The following is a 15971-nucleotide window of genomic DNA, read 5'->3' as shown; positions in this document are numbered from 1 at the left end:
GAAAAGGCCGGGATTAACTCGGCCTCTTCTTTGTATATCGCTGTTTAAAAAAATGATAGAAAAATATCCAAATAACAGCCCATATAAATCCTAACGCATATCCGCCCAATACATCAGAAAGATAATGGACTTGTAAGAAAATCCGGCTAGCACCTATAAGGAGTAGTATAACTACTGCTAACAAGGCAACGAACCATTTGGCTACTTTTGACTTTATGCCCTCGATTAATAAATAAGCAGCTGTAAAGTAAAGCACCATACCTACCAGTGCATGCCCGCTTGGATAACTATAACTTTCAACCTGTACCAGATGTTCTAAATCAGGTCTTGGACGGACAAACCAATCTTTTAATATCTTATAAAGTTCATTCGCTAAAGCTATTGATAAAGCGAGCATGGCTCCCCCAGCAAAGTCCCGCCTTTTCAACAGTAACCACGCTAACATGAACAAGGCAACAATGCCTATTCCGATTTTATCCCCCAACTCCGACACTTGAATAAAAAATGGAGCAGCCGTACGAGGCAAGTGTGCAAACAAGCCTGCGGCATAGTCATCCATCCCAAAAGTGCTGTGAATAGCTACTTTAATAGACGTATATAAAGCAATTAAAATAGCGAATATTAAAAAAACAAAAGATTTATTTTTCAAAATCCTCCCCCATCCCCTTGATTCTCTTTGTTAACATACTTTTAAAAGTATAAAAAAAATCATTATAAAAATCTATATAATAGTGGTAAAAGTGTTAAAATTGTTTGATAATACATTCTTTAATTTTAACCATAAGGGGGATGACATATGTTAAACAACCTATTCACTAAATTAGAAGGTTACTACGATGAAATGATCTCCATCCGCCGCTACCTTCATCAGCATCCAGAATTATCGTTCCAGGAATATAACACTGCTAGGTTTATTCAAGACTATTATGAGAAACTGAATATAGAAGTAACGGGACAAGTCGGCGGCAATGGCGTAGTGGCCAAGGTTTATGGTAAAAAACCTGGTAAGACGGTGGCATTACGGGCAGATTTTGACGCATTACCGATTCAAGATGAAAAGGATGTACCATACAAATCTTTAGTCCCCGGAGTCATGCATGCATGTGGACATGACGGCCATACCGCTGCACTTCTTATTCTTGCAAAAACATTAAATGAACTTAGGGATGAATTAGAAGGAAACTATGTTTTTATTCATCAACATGCTGAAGAATATGCACCCGGCGGGGCTGCAGCTATGATTGAAGCGGGCTGTTTAGAAGGAGTCGATGTCATTTTCGGCACTCATCTTTGGGCAAGTGAACCGACAGGTACAATCCAATATCGAACGGGACCGATGATGGCAGCAGCTGACCGATTTGAGGTAGAAATACAAGGTAAAGGCGGTCATGGTGCACAGCCTCATAAAACACGAGATGCGATTGTGACTGCTTCACAGCTTGTCGTTAATCTCCAGCAAATTGTCAGCCGTAAGGTTAGCCCTGTTCATGCAGCAGTGGTTACAGTGGCTTCCTTTATTGCAGAAAATGCTTTTAATGTGATTGCTGATAAAGCCAAGCTGACGGGAACAGTTCGGACATTTAATGAAGAAGTCAGACAGTTTATTGAAGTGGAAATGGAAAGAATCATACATGGAACATGTTATACGTCAAACAGTTCCTATCAGTTTGACTACTATAGAGGTTATCCGCCTGTTGTTAACCATGAAAAGGAAACGGAACTTCTCATCCGTTCTGCTCGCTTTGTTCCCGAGGTTACGAACATTGAGGAAACAGAACCGGAAATGGGTGGAGAGGATTTTGCCTATTATTTAGAAAAGGTTCCCGGTACCTTCTTTTTCACCGGTGCAAAACCAACACGAGAAGAAGATGGATACCCGCATCATCACCCCAGATTTGATATTAATGAGAAAGCGATGCTAATTGCTGCTAAAACATTAGGTTCAGCCGCACTAAGCGTCCATACCGAATAAGAATGGCAAGCCCCTGACTTAGAGTTCAGGGGCTTTTTGCAGCAGTCTTAAGCGATAACAATTCATCGCAGTGTCACCTAAAGTCTTTAGAAGATTATGATTAGCATAAGCACCCACGAAAGCTCCAATTCCCGGCACTAGCTGAAAAAGCTTGGCGAGATCAATATAATCTCTGTATTCTTGCTGAAACTTGCGCCAATCCATTTCTGTGAGTTCAATTTTTCTCTGTTCCCATTGTTCAATTTCTGATAAGGTATTTTTCCGGATTTCATCACTTGAAAAAGCTAATTGAAACACATGTAGAAGGAATAATCTTTCTTCATATTTTTTTGTATCAAACCCATAGATGGATGCTGCCTCAAACAGAAATTTCATTTTGATGGTCAGGAGTAATGGAAAGTCGGCCAGCCCCAGTAATATTCCTCCTGCCCCTGTACCTGCTCCTTCAACAATGGCGGTTTTTTGATAAACGGAAATCTTTTTACGAACTAGTTCATCTCTTTCAGTTAGAGTTAAACCGTTTGCTTGATCTCTATTGGTAGTGAGCTGAGAGCCAAATAACGTTGCCTTTACCATTGCTTTAATGCTCTCCGTCATCATTTCATGTACCTTTTCTGGAATCCATTCATTTATTTTCACTTGGGCTTTCTTGGAGATCCGATTCATCATCCCTGAACGTTTGATTATTCTACGTTTCCATTCTTCCACTTCTTCATAAACTTTAATTTCATATTCCTTCAAATAGGACCAACTCCTCTCATTATTATTTTAGTAATCTATACGAGCAAAACAGACCAATAGTTCCAAAAAAAAATCCCCCAAAAAAGGGGGCCTCACGTTATTTTCTTTAACCGGCTCTTACTGTAAAAATATACAAAGAAATAGCTAAACACGACCCCTGTTCCTAAAACAAGCAGTGAATAGTACCATTCTCCCTTAAGCAAAATTAATAACGCAAAGATAAGGCATTGGACCACTAATAGGATCATTAGCAGAAAATGGAATGCGGTTGTCTTATCACCTGTTGAGACCGGGTACAAATCCACCCAAAGCTTATTTTGATGATGATTCCATAATGGCAGTAATTGAAATCCCGTTAAGTATATAAATAAAATGGTCAGTAAAAGCTGTCCAATTCCGAAGGAGATAAAATAAACTGCCAGGACACCAATAACCGTCAGCCTGACAAACAATCCCAGGTAGTCAGATGAACGTAAAAACGTCCTTGCGAATAAGTATAGGTAGGTTTTTTCTTGTGAAAATGGAATCCTGCTAATGAACAGATCTAGATATTTCCTTCTTTTAACCGTATCTTTTAATTTGGGGACATCTGTAAATAAATTAGCGAGCCGATAAAAAGAGGCCATCCTCTTTTCTTCTGCTTCAATTAATTGATCCCATTTTAACCCCATTCTCGTTGTCTTTACGTGAAAGGAGTAATAATAAAAGGCCATAATTACCCCGATTACAAGGAGAATAAGAAGATTTGCTTGTTTTAACAAAAGATAGGCAAACACTGCATTTATTAAATAACGAATTAGGTAATCCCAGCGGTGGACAGCTGTTTCCACGTAAAATTGAATTTTCCACGTGGCCGCTAAATTCCAAGCCTTGAGAACAAGCAAAAGGAGTAAAAATGGAATAAACGAACCAAATCCATTTCCGCTGACATGCGCATAGATGGGCATTAAGACAGCAAAAACTAATAATAAGACATATCCTTGAAACACAAAGCTTGCAATCCCTGAACGGAGAAAATACCCTTTTAATCTCTCCTCTAAAGGAAGTAGAAACACTTTGTCAGCTTCAAGCAAAAAATTATAAACCGGACTATAGGTAACAAATATTCCAATAATGGCTGCTATGACCAACTCAGCTGGAAAATTCGGCGATAGAGTCTTGATCCATTCTTGATAATAATATGCGGCGGTACCAATTAAAAATAATAAGACAATCACAAGATGACCATTGAAAATATAACGTAAATACCTTCCTAAGTCCTTCATTCGACCGCCGGCACGGTCCCTCCAAAGCTTATTTTCATCAAACATAATTTTCTTCCTTTGTTAATTGAATATACAAATCATCCAAAGAAGCTGTGGGCATCGAAAACTGTTCCCTTAATTCTGACAGTGTGCCTTTAGCCCGAATTTTCCCTTCATGGAGAATGACAAAGCGATCACAGTACTTCTCAGCTGTTGCAAGAATATGGGTTGACATTAATATTCCTGCACCGTTCTCTTTCATCTTTTTCATTAGATCAAGAAGTGATTGAATTCCAAGTGGATCTAGTCCAACAAAAGGCTCATCCACAATGTAAAGGGAGGGCTGAACCAAAAAGGCACACATAATCATGACCTTTTGTTTCATCCCCTTTGAGAAATGAGCTGGAAACCATTTTAAGCGTTTTTCCATCCGAAATTCGGAAAGCAACGGAGAAATCCTTTCTTTAAAGGCAGGTTCATCTAAACCATAGGCCATGGCGGTTAACCTCAAGTGCTCGTCTAGAGTAAGTTCCTCATATAAAACCGGTGTCTCTGGAACAAACGTAAATAAACGGCGATAGGCTTCCTTATTTTCCATAAAGGACTGGCCATTAATTTGAATCGTACCTTTATGAGGTTCCATAAGCCCGATAATATGTTTAATGGTTGTACTTTTCCCTGCTCCATTTAGCCCAATTAGCCCAACAATCTCCTTTTCTTTTACGTCAAAGGAAACATCTTTTAAGACAGGATTTCTCGTATAGCCACCGACTAAATGATCAATTTTTAATAAAGCCATTCCCAAACGTCCTTCCATTTCAAGTTTATCGTGATCAGAAAGAATTCATCTATGTATTCATGAATTCAAAAACGTGAATTCATTTATTTAATTTTAACAAATAACAACCGTAAAAAATAGAAATTCAATTTTTCTTATCTTTTTGGAATAAAACTTTAACAAACGGACATCATAATATTCGAAGGGGAAATAACTTATTCCGATGAAGTGATTCATCAAAATTTGAGATGAGGTGTCTGCTAAAGACAATTTCCTTTCAAACAAGTGAGCTTCTATTCGTTTCAGATAAGGGGATGGTTGTTTTGTACAATGTGCATGGTAACCATTTAGAGTTCAAGTAACACTCAACTGTTTATCTTTAAAAATAAACGGAAAATGAGGTGTTTACCGCAGATCACAACCCGTTTTTAAAGGTTAGGTAACCAATAAAAACATATAGGGGATGGTCAGCTTGAACAATGATGTATCTTTATAAAAAAAACACTCTATGAAAAATGAGGTGTTTATCAAAGAACATTCCTAAATGAACGCAGATTTGAAGCATTCCCCTTCGGGAAGGCAGGATTCCACGCGGATCCTGTCTTTTTCCTATTTTTCATGGTAAAATAATACAAACATTTTTAAAAGGGGCTGTATGTATGAGTGATTGTATTTTTTGTAAGATTGTAAATGGAGAAATTCCAGCTGCCAAAGTTTTTGAGAATGAACATGTTTTAGCCTTTTTAGATATCAGTCAAGTAACAAAAGGCCATACCCTTGTTATTCCGAAAATACATAAAGAAAACTTATATGAGTTAACACCTGAAATTGCCCGAAACCTATACGAAGTGGTACCTTCTATTGCCAATGCTTTAAAACAGGAATTTGAACCTATCGGGTTAAACTCCATTAATAATAATGGTGAACATGCAGGACAATCTGTCTTTCACTTCCATTTGCATTTGATCCCGCGCTATGGAAAAGGTGATGGCTTCGGCGCTGTATGGAAAAACAATCAAAGTGATTATACCCCACAAATGTTACAGGACATGGCTTCAAAGATTCACAAACAACTATAGTTCATTTAACAAGGGTTAAACATAAATTTTCTGAAAATTACTTCTTTAAAAATATTATCGTAATATGGTATAATGGGTGTAAGTTTCTCGCTGCAGGCAATGAGTGCACTGCAGGAGAAACAAATAGCTTAGGATAGCAGAGGAGAGATGAGAAATGAATACAAAGAATCTTGTCGTTTTAGCACTTTTAGCGGGGATAGGGGTTGTATTGCATACAGTAATGCCAGCATTCCTTAGTATTAAGCCGGATATGATGCTTGCCATGATGTTTTTAGGAATTATTCTTATTCCAGAGATAAAAAGTGTCATGCTGCTCGCGATTGTAACGGGTGTATTGTCTGGCATCACAACAAGTTTTCCTGGAGGAACAATTCCAAATATCATCGAAAAGCCGATTACTGCATTAGTCTTTTTCGGTTTATTTTTAGCCTTAAACAAATACCGGAATTCGATTATTAGTGTAGGAGTCTTAACAGCAATTGGTACTTTGGTATCAGGAACTGTATTTTTAGGTGCAGCCTTCTTTATTGCAAGCTTACCTGCCCCATTTACAGCTTTATTCTTAGCCGCTGTATTACCTGCAACTGTTCTAAATACGGTCGTTATGGTTATTTTGTATCCAGTAGCTCAATCGATTGTTAAGAGAACTAAATTAACAACAGCTTCCATGATTCAGAAATAATTCACGGGATCTGTTAAGAAAAAGAACCCTCTGGGGTTCTTTTCTTAAATTACTTCTAGAGAAAATACGACAGAGACAACGCAATTAATAAACAAATACAGGCAAATCCGGCTAGCCCGGCTGCTCTTTTCTTTAAGACTTGTTTTGGTGGATATACACCAGGTCTTTTTAACTCAACCAAATATTTAAGTGTGCCAAAGAGCAGGAACGCACTTAAAATAAAAAGAATTACCGCTGCAGTCTTCATCCCTTTGTTCCTCCCTACTTGAATCCTTATCGAACAATAGTTGTAACTATTTATATGAGTTATCGTCCATTCCTATGAAGGACTTGTTTAAGGGGAAAAGGTAGAGGGAATTACTCTATACAGGAAAATTTTTTTAAAATAGCCAATTTGGAGGTAGTAAGTAAAATGAAAGTTAGATCATTTCTATACGGATTTATGACAGGAGGGCTTGCTGCCGGAGTTAGTGTATTACTGACTGCGCCAAATTCAGGTAAAGTAACCAGAGGGAAAATGAAGAAAAATACGCAGAGTGTACTAAATCAATTACAAGTCATACAGAAGAACTTATTGGAGCTAAAAAACTCTGCTATTCATGCATCAAAAGAAGGACGTGCACAGATTTCAACATTTTTAACAGAAGTAAAATCAGCCCTTGCACACTGGGAAGAAGAAGTAAGCCCTCAACAGGAGCGGATTCAAAAAGAAATTAGTGAAATGAAAGATACCATTCAAGAATTGGAAGATGAAATTTCAGATAATAATTAATAATCTAACTACCCTTTTAAACATCATATCAAGTAGATTTTACTAAAAGAACATAAAATCAAGATAAAAATTGTGCAATTTCTAAAAATTTTGTGAATTTATACTTTATTAATTTTTATTTTATTGGCATAATGATAAAAAGAGAAATTAAAAGTAGGTGAAAATGGGGATGACTGAGAAACAATATTCGTTAAAGGAAGCAATGATTTTTAGTCAGCGTATTACTCAATTAAGTAAAGCGCTCTGGAAATCAATTGAAAAAGATTGGCAGCAATGGATTAAACCCTATGATTTAAATATTAATGAACATCATATTCTCTGGATCGCTTATCATTTGAATGGAGCTTCCATCTCTGACGTGGCAAAATTTGGGGTCATGCATGTCTCAACAGCTTTTAATTTTTCAAAAAAGTTAGAAGAACGAGGTTTGCTAAATTTTTCTAAAAAGGAAAATGACAAGCGAAATACCTATATTCAACTGACAGTCAAAGGTGAAGAGATTCTGCTTCAATCAATGGAAACCTATCAGCCAAAAGAAAATGCAGTTTATTCAGGGGCGTTACCACTTCGAGATTTATATGGTAAATTTCCAGAAATAATTGAAATGATGGCCATTGTCCGTAACATTTATGGCGAAGATTTTATGGAAATCTTTGAACGCTCTTTCCATAATATTGAAAGTGAGTTTGTTGAAGAAAATGGCACATTGAAAAAAGTAAAAAAGACGGAACAAAACCTAGTTTAAAATGCCCTTATAGATATTTTCGCAGCTCCAAAAAAAGAGGCTCAAACAATTTTTGCTGTAAGCAGGCCTTCACGACCTCTTCCATTTTTAAATGGGCAGGCAGCTCAGCTGATAATTGATTAAGAAGCGGATGGAAATGAACGAAGCCTTCCGCTTTTTGTTCTGCCAGTTTCACGGTTAATTCATCACACAAATGGTAGAAATTGTTGACTTCCCGTTCTGAAAGCCCGTTTTCAATGATTAGCCGATAAAAGTCATTATTAGGATGGCTTAGCAATTTAATTAACAGCCTTTGATGAAATTCAAGAAGATTAATCCTGTGCAGAAGGTCCTGTTCATTCATACTTTAACGCCTCTTTTCATTACCTTACTTTACCTATGTTCATTATTCACCTTTTAAAGGGATGGGTAAACCTTTTTGTCTTATAATCGAAAAAATAATTGCAAATATTTCGACTCCATAAAGTTCTAGAAAACTTCCATTCTTTTTTACTATCTTTTTTTTATTTTTTTTGATATTGTATAAAAAAGTGGAAGCGAGCGATTAAAAGCTTCACCAGGGATATTTGGGAAACATATCGCTGAAGAAACATTAGTAAACCATCTGGGGAGGGAATCAATGATGATCTCCATTTTTATTGTCTTCGCAATTTTTATTTTATTTTATGTAAATAAAATGACTAATTCCCTTTGTATCCAAAAAGAGATACCGGAAGAAAACCAGCATAAGGTATTCCGTACCATTAATGTGCTCATTACCATTTTATTGATTTCTTCATACTTAGAAATCCTCTATACATAATCCATCAATGGATATGTAATCATAAAGGTTAGAATAAAAAAAGCGAAGCGATGAGGTAATTCTCATCGCTTTTTATTTTTATTACTTCTTATTAGTAAATCCAAGAAGCTCCAATGATAATCAATAGGATGAAAAGAACTACAATTAATGCAAATCCTCCACCGTAACCTGCTCCACCAGACATAATTTAGCCTCCCCTCATTGTCATTTTCTTAAATTAATAAACCCAAGAAGCCCCAACAATAATCAATAGGATGAAAAGGACTACAATTAGAGCAAATCCTCCGCCATATCCTCCACTCATCATAAAACCTCCTTTTTCATTTACTAAGATATACTATTCATGAAGGTTTCATTTCGTTTAGGCACTTAGCTCATTTTTTATGGAAAAGTCCAAGAAGCTTATTTTGTTTGAAATTTCGATAAACACGTACACTTTTATTTTTGCAGCCGTACCCATTTATGTTATAGTAAACATTGTGGACAAACCTTTTCACAGAATTTAACTATTTAGGAGAGATTTCAGCATGAAAAAATGGATTTTAGCCCTTACAATGGCTGGCAGTGTACTTGCACTAGGCGCATGTAATCAAACTAGTTCAGAAAAAGTGGCAGAAAGTAAAGCTGGGAATGTTACTCAAGAAGAATTATATAATACAATGAAGGATAAATACGGTCAGCAAGCCCTTCAACAACTTGTATACGAAAAGGTGCTATCTAAAAAGTACAAAGTAACGGATGCAGAGTTAAATGCAAAAGTGAGCGACTTAAAAGAACAGCTTGGTACCAATTTTGATGCGACTCTTGCACAGTACGGTTATAAAAACGAAGCTGACCTAAAGAAAACCATGAAACTCGGTATGTTACAAGAAAAAGCTGCAATGAAAAATGTTAAGGTAACAGATAAAGAATTAAAGGATTATTATGCTTCCTACCAGCCTGACATTAAGGTTCGTCATATTCTTGTTAAAGACGAGAAAACTGCACTTGACGTTAAGAAACAGCTTGATAGCGGTGCAAAATTTGAGGATCTTGCAAAAAAATATTCAACCGATACTGCTTCTGCTCAAAACGGCGGTGATCTAGGTACGATCAATAATACAAATAAAGACCAATACGATGCTGATTTCATTAAAGGTGCATACGCTCTTAAGGTAAATGAAATTAGTGCACCAGTAAAGACACAATTTGGTTATCATATCATTCAAGTTACTGAGAAAAAAGAGAAGAAGTCTTATGATGCAATGAAGAAAGATATTGAATATCAGGTCAAATCATCTAAACTAACAAGTGATGATATTAACAAAGCAATGCAGAGCGAGTTAAAAGCAGCTGATGTAAAAGTTAATGACAAAGACTTAAAAGATGCTCTAAATCCAACAACGCCTCCTGCGCAATAAAGAAGCGAAGATACAGTGCGTTATGACCATAAGAAAGCGGAAGCCCGTATCAGGACTTCCGCTTTTTATAATGTCTTTCGTTTATATCTGTGCTTTCTTCCCGTCATTTATTCACCAGGTGCTCTCAATTCTTCACGTTTTTCCTTCTCACGCTCAAGTCGTTTAATATAAATTTCTCCTTCACGCTCGATACTTTCCATTTCTACTTGCCGCTCTTCCCGCCCCGTTTTAATCGCCATTAGGGCGCTAATTACTATTCCTGCCACCACTGCATAAATCCAAATAGGTATCGTCAATGTCTCCTGCTCCCTTCACTAATGTTTGTCCACTTTAGTTTTCTTTTACTACAACATATTTCATCTGAACCTAAATTATTCTTTTTCCCAAAAAAAATAACCCAAATCGGGTTATTTTTTTGTATTACTTATGGAATACCGGCTTATAAAAGGCACGGTTATCTAAGGCAAATATGCGCTCGGTATATTCCCCTGGCTTTACTCTCTCAAGGGCCCGGTCGAGCATGTTCATTTTTGCATCAAGATTATCAATATAATGAAGGATTTCCGCTTCTTTTATCATAGGAGGTTTGGGACTTCCCCACTCTGCTTTACCATGATGGCTTAAAACCAAGTGCTGGAGGATTAATACTTCTTCTCCTGTAATGCCTAGTTCCTCAGCTGCCTTTCCGATTTCGGTGATCATAATGGTAATATGTCCAAGTAAATTCCCTTCAATGGTATAGGTAGTTGAAACAGGTCCTGATAATTCCATAACCTTTCCCATATCATGCAAAATTACTCCAGCATAAAGTAAATCCTTATCAAGGCTGGGATATAAGGATGCTATTGCTTTGGCCAAGTCCAACATACTGACAACGTGATAGGCGAGCCCTGAAACAAATTCATGATGATTTTTTGTTGCTGCAGGATATTCTAAGAAGGCCTTTTGATGCTTTTTTATTAAATGCCGGGTGACCCTTTGGATATTCGGATTTTTCATTTCAAATATATACTGGGTCAACTTACTCATCATTTCTTCCTGACTAACTGGTGCAGTCACAAGAAAATCATCAAGCCTGACACCATCAGAAGGGCCCGTTTTTCGAATTTGACGGATTTTCAACTGACTTTTCCCTCGGTAGTTTTGAAGTTCCCCAAGTATTTTTACAATTGTCTGTGCTGCATAATTCTTTTCATCCTCTGCCCCAGCATCCCAAAGCTTCGCCTCAATCTCCCCGCTTTGGTCTTGCAGAATTAATGTCAAAAATGCTTTCCCATTACTGGCAATTCCCTTTGTTGAACTCTTTATTAGAAGGTATAATTCAACTTGTTCTCCAACATCATACTGTAATATCCCCTTGCTCAACCTCTTCACTCTCCCTTCCGATAATTAGAGTATACCATATCCAGCTATTACTCTATTAAGTAGTCTGAACAGCACCTTTTTCCAAACGAAGAACATTTTCCTTTTTGAAATGAGCTAATAAATGCTCATGACAAGTAAAAAATAGGACCTGATTTTGTTTCAATCCACGCAGAAGTTCAATCACCTTTTGCGTTCTTTTTGCATCAAAATTAACGAAACTATCATCGATGATAATAGGAAACTGATATTTATCATAAAGTGTTGTAGCCAAAGCCAATCGAATCGAAACATATAATTGTTCCGTTGTCGCTTGGCTTAACTCATTTGCTTCAAAGACAGTGTGGTCATCCCGTTCAACTAGAAAACCTGTTCCTGACTTTTGCAAATGGATTCTATTGTAGCTTCCATCTGTTAAAAAAGACATGTACTCCTCTGCTTTTACAAGCATTCTTGGCAAATGGACGTTTTTATATTTATCAATCGTTTCCGCCAATACCGCTTGCGCCAAACGATAGACAGACCATTCTTTGGCTGCCTCTCCCAATTCATAGTTCTTTTGTTTAAACTGATGGAGAATGTCAGTGTACACCCCACCCTCTTCGAGAACTTGAATTTCAAAATTTATGGCAGCCATTTCATCTCGATCCTTTTTCAGCTTTTCTTGTAATTGCTGTATGTCAAACTCCCATTGCTTGATTAACCCCTCGCAGTCATATATAGACAAAAAGCCTTCCTTCTCCATTTCTGTGAGGAGAGAATATTGGAGTTGGTTGTGCAGAGAGCGTCGTCTTTCAAGCAGTTCCTCGTATTTTTTTGCCTTTTCCCCCAATAAGTAGAATTCTTGTTCTGAATCTACCTTTGCAGCAAGTAAGAGTTTATGATGTTCTAGTTGTAAAAGTTCTAGTTCTTGTACTTTTTGAGCTAAATCTGCTTTAATTTCTGCTAGCTTCTTTGCTCTCTCTTTGCTCATGATTTGCTTTTCATGTTCTTCCTTGAGTTTGTTTCGTATTAGATAGGCTGAAGTGTGTAAATCATGGCCCTTTTCTTGTAAAAAGCGCTCTTCTATTGACCTTAAGCCTTCTTCTACTAAAGATTGTTGATGGTTAATTTCGTTTATCCTTAGTGCAAACTGATTTTTATCTCGACAAATCGATTTATACTGTTCAATATACGCAAATGCCTCGGCTAAAAAACTAACGGCAATATATTCAGGAATATTTAACTCTTTACTAATGAAAAGGAGTTTTTCTTTATTTTGTTCTGTTGCTAATTCCCAGTCCTCGAATTTAGAGATGATCTTTTCAAATAGGGATTGTTGCTGCTTTAGCTTGAGTTTTAACAATTGCAGCTCTTGACGCCTTTGATTATCAACAAGCAATTGATTCTCAAGTGATTTAGCATCGAGATATTCGGATGTCTGAAGCTTTTGTTGCAAAGCTTTTTCTTCTTCTTTTAATTCAGCAATCTTTTGCCAAATGCTGTCTTCTTTCGTCTGTTTTGCCCCTTTCATCCAAAAAAGGACAAGACCGATACACCCTGCTACGCCAACAATCATCAGGAACCATTGCATGGTAATTAGCCCATATAAAAATACTCCAAATAGGATTGACGTAATGAGAAACATCTGATTTTTCCGATCACTTTGCTGCTTTTTTTTTGCCGCTTGACTTCGCTCATTTTCATGCTGGTAGTATTCTATTTTTTCTTGTATTGATTTTAGTTCCCATTCTAAGCTCTGTTTATCATTCCGCTGACTTATTTGCTCCTCGATTTGAACTCTTTCTTTTTGGGGCAATATCTTACTCTCAGCGAAATGAACCTCTTTTTCTATTTGATCAAGCGCCTCTTTTTCCTCTTGATATTGACTATCTAACTCTTCCTTTACTTCTTCTAACTTTTGTTTTTTACGAGTAACCATTTCTACTTGGTTTTTCATGTATATATTTGTATTAATCATGAGGATTTCATCCTCTGTTAGGGGCAAATGCAGTTTTTCTCTTGTTACCGAAAGCTTTTCTTCAAAATCTAAGAGTTTCTGTTCAGATTGCTTTTTCTCTAATGTTAATTGTTCGATAATTGGAACTTGGTCAAGTAATGTTACTATGGAGGGCTCATTTTCTAGGAATTCAAGATCAGGGCCAATACCGGTTAATTCTTCCTGTAAACCTTCTACCCTAGTGGTACTACTAGTAATTTCGGCTTTAAGGGGATGAATCAGCTGATTTATTTTTTCGAGTCTTTCAATCCCGCGAGCTGGGAAGTCGATTGTTCCTAACTCCTTTAGCTCTGTTTCGGTCCAAATTTCTTCCTTAACAACAGATTCGATTCTCTTCCATTCTTTAAGTTTATTGATTTTTTCGCCAGTTTCTTGGATTGCAGTATTCCTTAGATCGATCTCTTGATGCAATGCCTCTTTTTTTCGTTGAAGTTCCTCGTATTCATTATTCCTCGCTGCCGCCTTTTTTAATTGCCCTTTTAATTCATGAAGTTCCTGTAATTTTTCATTCAAAATTGGTTTCTTCCCTGATGGCTTAAAACGTACATCCAGTTCTTTTTGCAAAAAGTTTTCCGCTTTGGCCAGCTGCTCATTGCCCAGGGTCCCTGCTGAAAATAAAAACTTGCCAATTTCTTCGCCCTTCATTTGGTGAATGTTCTGAAGCCCCTGTAAATTAAAGGAGAAAACGGCCTGAAACAAGCTTTTATCAAAGTTACCCAACAATTGTTTTAGGAGCTCCTCACCGCCGGCAGTCCCATTATCCATCATCACCTGTACATCCCCTGCGGCTTTCCCCTTTACACGTTCAATCACAGCAAATCCATGCTCTTCGTGATAAATTCTAAGCTTTCCACCGTACTTCGTACTATGTTTTGGTTCATAGCGAAGCTCGGATGTCTGTTTGGTAGGGAAACCGAATAAAATGCCATGAATAAAAGCCATCAAGGTGGACTTCCCTGCTTCATTCTCGCCATAAAAAACTTGATAATCTGAAAGAGACTTAATGATTACATTTTCTAATTGGCCGTATCCATAAATGTATATTTCCTGAATTTTCATCCGCTTCTCCTTAATTAGGCCTGATAAAGTAATTCAATTATTAATTTTTCTGTTTTTCTAAGTAATTCATCTTTCTCTGCCGTTTCTAAATGCGGTAAGTATTTTCTTGCTAATGGATGCTCATAAAGTGGTGCTAAGGCTTGCTCGGTTTGATCAAAATGGTCGATGACCTCAAATAATTCACCATAAAAATTGGCTTCCGTTTTTACTTTTTCTTTATCGAAAGGCAATTTTTCATTGAATTTCAAATCCGCTACCCAAACAAAGGACTCTTCTTCACTTTCATCTTCTAAGAGAAGTTCAAGCAATTCATTATCGATACTTTTCTGTTCGCGCATATCTGCCAGCTGTGTATTTTTCAACCTAAGGGTTAGTAGTGTTCCGTTACGTTCTCTTCTTAGTTCATTAATGGCTATTTGGCATAAATGGAAGAGATCGTCAAAGTTAACGGCTGTCTCGGCATTAACGGTTAATTCCTCCCAAATAATATCAGAAGCCTCAATATAGTCCATTGCTGCATCCCCATCTGTAAATACAACATGATAGAATCCTTTACTTCCCGGTTCCTTTTTATTTCTTCCTTGGATATTACCGGGATAAATAATAGGAGGATTCAAGGATAATTCTGAACGTTTATGAATGTGTCCCAGCGCCCAATAATCAAAATTTTTCTGAACGAGATCCTTTACTGTAAATGGCGCGTAATTATCGTGGTCTGTCCCGGAACTCTCATTTCCATGAAGAATTCCAATATGGTAATCTGCGCCCTCGATTTTGTTGTACTCATCGATTTTTCGTTCAAAAATATGTCTTGTTCCATAACTAAATCCGTATAGATGGACTTTGGTACCGCTTTTTGTGATTAACTCCATTTTTTCAACCTTGCTTCCAAAAACATGTACATTTTCTGGCATGTCTAGGTGAACCCAAGAGCCATTTAAATGGTCATGATTACCATGAACGATATAGACCGGGATTTTTTCGTCGTTAAGTTTTAGCATTTCCTTACGAAAACGAGCCTGTGCACGTAAACTGCGATCCTCACCATCAAATATATCCCCTGCAATGATGACAAAATCAACTTGCCGCTCAATCGCAGTCCCGGTTAGTTTTTTCAATGCAGTAAATGTACTCTCTTTTACTCGATTAAAGATATTTTCCGGCAAATGCTTTAAACCAATCATGGGACTGTCTAAATGGAGGTCGGCTGCATGGATAAACGATATCTTTTTCATAAAATATTCCTTTCACCATCTTTTCTCCATTGTAGCACCTTTAATGGAGAAATGCGAATACATGTTCTAAAACAAGAGGGCCTTACCAAAAGTGGTAAGAC

The 15971-nt window shown here is 37.1% G+C and carries 19 protein-coding genes; 7 read left to right on the top strand and 12 right to left on the bottom strand.

The genetic code is table 11. The annotated features are described in order from the left end of the window. Nucleotides 1-13: 13 nt before the first annotated feature. The gene (locus tag J7E81_RS00865) at nucleotides 14-649 is read right to left on the bottom strand and encodes a phosphatase PAP2 family protein (RefSeq protein ID WP_215040128.1); all 636 of its coding nucleotides are present in this window, start codon (nucleotides 647-649) and stop codon (nucleotides 14-16) included. Nucleotides 650-796: 147 nt separating this feature from the next. On the opposite strand from J7E81_RS00865, the gene J7E81_RS00860 reads away from it, so the two are divergent. Further along, complete coding sequence (locus J7E81_RS00860) at nucleotides 797-1972, top strand: M20 family metallopeptidase (protein ID WP_215040126.1); 1176 nt, start codon at nucleotides 797-799, stop codon at nucleotides 1970-1972. 18 nt (nucleotides 1973-1990) lie between these two features. Here J7E81_RS00860 and J7E81_RS00855 read toward each other — a convergent pair whose 3' ends face one another. The 3 genes from J7E81_RS00855 to J7E81_RS00845 form a co-directional block, all read right to left on the bottom strand. Continuing rightward, complete coding sequence (locus J7E81_RS00855; protein WP_215040124.1) at nucleotides 1991-2713, bottom strand: EcsC family protein; 723 nt, start codon at nucleotides 2711-2713, stop codon at nucleotides 1991-1993. 92 nt (nucleotides 2714-2805) lie between these two features. Continuing rightward, nucleotides 2806-4023, bottom strand: coding sequence for an ABC transporter permease (locus J7E81_RS00850; RefSeq protein ID WP_215040122.1), 1218 nt, complete (start codon nucleotides 4021-4023; stop codon nucleotides 2806-2808). Continuing rightward, entirely contained in the window at nucleotides 4016-4756 is a 741-nt protein-coding gene (locus J7E81_RS00845; RefSeq protein ID WP_215040120.1) for an ABC transporter ATP-binding protein, read from the bottom strand. Before J7E81_RS00845 ends, J7E81_RS00850 begins: the two co-directional genes overlap by 8 nt. 638 nt (nucleotides 4757-5394) lie before the next feature. Between J7E81_RS00845 and J7E81_RS00840 the strand changes: the two genes are divergently transcribed. Further along, nucleotides 5395-5814: an HIT family protein gene (locus tag J7E81_RS00840; protein WP_215040118.1), complete on the top strand. Its 420-nt coding sequence runs from the start codon at nucleotides 5395-5397 to the stop codon at nucleotides 5812-5814. A 154-nt stretch (nucleotides 5815-5968) separates the two neighbouring features. Beyond that, entirely contained in the window at nucleotides 5969-6496 is a 528-nt protein-coding gene (locus J7E81_RS00835; protein ID WP_215040116.1) for a tryptophan transporter, read from the top strand. Between the two features lie 55 nt (nucleotides 6497-6551). Here J7E81_RS00835 and yhzF read toward each other — a convergent pair whose 3' ends face one another. Beyond that, nucleotides 6552-6743: a membrane protein YhzF gene (gene yhzF / locus J7E81_RS00830; RefSeq protein WP_215040114.1), complete on the bottom strand. Its 192-nt coding sequence runs from the start codon at nucleotides 6741-6743 to the stop codon at nucleotides 6552-6554. Between the two features lie 165 nt (nucleotides 6744-6908). On the opposite strand from yhzF, the gene J7E81_RS00825 reads away from it, so the two are divergent. Both J7E81_RS00825 and J7E81_RS00820 read left to right on the top strand, forming a co-directional pair. Further along, nucleotides 6909-7268 carry a YtxH domain-containing protein gene (locus J7E81_RS00825; RefSeq protein ID WP_215040113.1) on the top strand — a complete coding sequence of 120 codons (360 nt, stop codon included), beginning with the start codon at nucleotides 6909-6911 and terminating at the stop codon, nucleotides 7266-7268. A gap of 163 nt (nucleotides 7269-7431) precedes the next feature. Further along, nucleotides 7432-8013 (top strand): HTH-type transcriptional regulator Hpr, encoded by a 582-nt coding sequence (locus J7E81_RS00820; RefSeq protein WP_215040112.1) that lies wholly within the window; start codon nucleotides 7432-7434, stop codon nucleotides 8011-8013. A 7-nt stretch (nucleotides 8014-8020) separates the two neighbouring features. On the opposite strand, the gene J7E81_RS00815 is transcribed toward J7E81_RS00820, so the two are convergent. After that, on the bottom strand, nucleotides 8021-8356 hold the full coding sequence (locus tag J7E81_RS00815; protein WP_215040111.1) for a DUF1878 family protein: 336 nt from the start codon (nucleotides 8354-8356) through the stop codon (nucleotides 8021-8023). A gap of 279 nt (nucleotides 8357-8635) precedes the next feature. On the opposite strand from J7E81_RS00815, the gene J7E81_RS00810 reads away from it, so the two are divergent. Then, nucleotides 8636-8815 (top strand): hypothetical protein, encoded by a 180-nt coding sequence (locus J7E81_RS00810; protein ID WP_098529757.1) that lies wholly within the window; start codon nucleotides 8636-8638, stop codon nucleotides 8813-8815. Nucleotides 8816-8906: 91 nt separating this feature from the next. Here the strand turns inward: J7E81_RS00810 and J7E81_RS00805 are convergent, their stop codons facing one another. Both J7E81_RS00805 and J7E81_RS00800 read right to left on the bottom strand, forming a co-directional pair. Further along, on the bottom strand, nucleotides 8907-8999 hold the full coding sequence (locus J7E81_RS00805) for a YjcZ family sporulation protein (protein WP_205178909.1): 93 nt from the start codon (nucleotides 8997-8999) through the stop codon (nucleotides 8907-8909). A gap of 33 nt (nucleotides 9000-9032) precedes the next feature. After that, complete coding sequence (locus J7E81_RS00800) at nucleotides 9033-9119, bottom strand: YjcZ family sporulation protein (RefSeq protein WP_160724698.1); 87 nt, start codon at nucleotides 9117-9119, stop codon at nucleotides 9033-9035. A gap of 223 nt (nucleotides 9120-9342) precedes the next feature. Between J7E81_RS00800 and J7E81_RS00795 the strand changes: the two genes are divergently transcribed. Next, nucleotides 9343-10215: a peptidylprolyl isomerase gene (locus tag J7E81_RS00795; protein WP_215040110.1), complete on the top strand. Its 873-nt coding sequence runs from the start codon at nucleotides 9343-9345 to the stop codon at nucleotides 10213-10215. A gap of 107 nt (nucleotides 10216-10322) precedes the next feature. On the opposite strand, the gene J7E81_RS00790 is transcribed toward J7E81_RS00795, so the two are convergent. The 4 genes from J7E81_RS00790 to J7E81_RS00775 form a co-directional block, all read right to left on the bottom strand. Further along, nucleotides 10323-10511, bottom strand: a complete 189-nt coding sequence (locus tag J7E81_RS00790) for a sporulation YhaL family protein (protein ID WP_215040109.1) — start codon at nucleotides 10509-10511, stop codon at nucleotides 10323-10325. A 124-nt stretch (nucleotides 10512-10635) separates the two neighbouring features. Next, the gene (gene yhaM / locus J7E81_RS00785) at nucleotides 10636-11580 is read right to left on the bottom strand and encodes a 3'-5' exoribonuclease YhaM (protein ID WP_215040107.1); all 945 of its coding nucleotides are present in this window, start codon (nucleotides 11578-11580) and stop codon (nucleotides 10636-10638) included. A gap of 55 nt (nucleotides 11581-11635) precedes the next feature. Beyond that, entirely contained in the window at nucleotides 11636-14635 is a 3000-nt protein-coding gene (locus tag J7E81_RS00780; RefSeq protein WP_215040104.1) for an ATP-binding protein, read from the bottom strand. Between the two features lie 14 nt (nucleotides 14636-14649). Beyond that, nucleotides 14650-15870, bottom strand: coding sequence for a metallophosphoesterase family protein (locus J7E81_RS00775; protein WP_215040102.1), 1221 nt, complete (start codon nucleotides 15868-15870; stop codon nucleotides 14650-14652). Nucleotides 15871-15971: the final 101 nt, after the last annotated feature.

This window comes from Bacillus sp. ISL-18, assembly GCF_018613415.1.
Classification (GTDB): domain Bacteria; phylum Bacillota; class Bacilli; order Bacillales; family Cytobacillaceae; genus Neobacillus.
The sequence above is the reverse complement of the archived record's forward strand: the minus strand, read 5'-3'. Positions and strand labels throughout refer to the sequence as shown.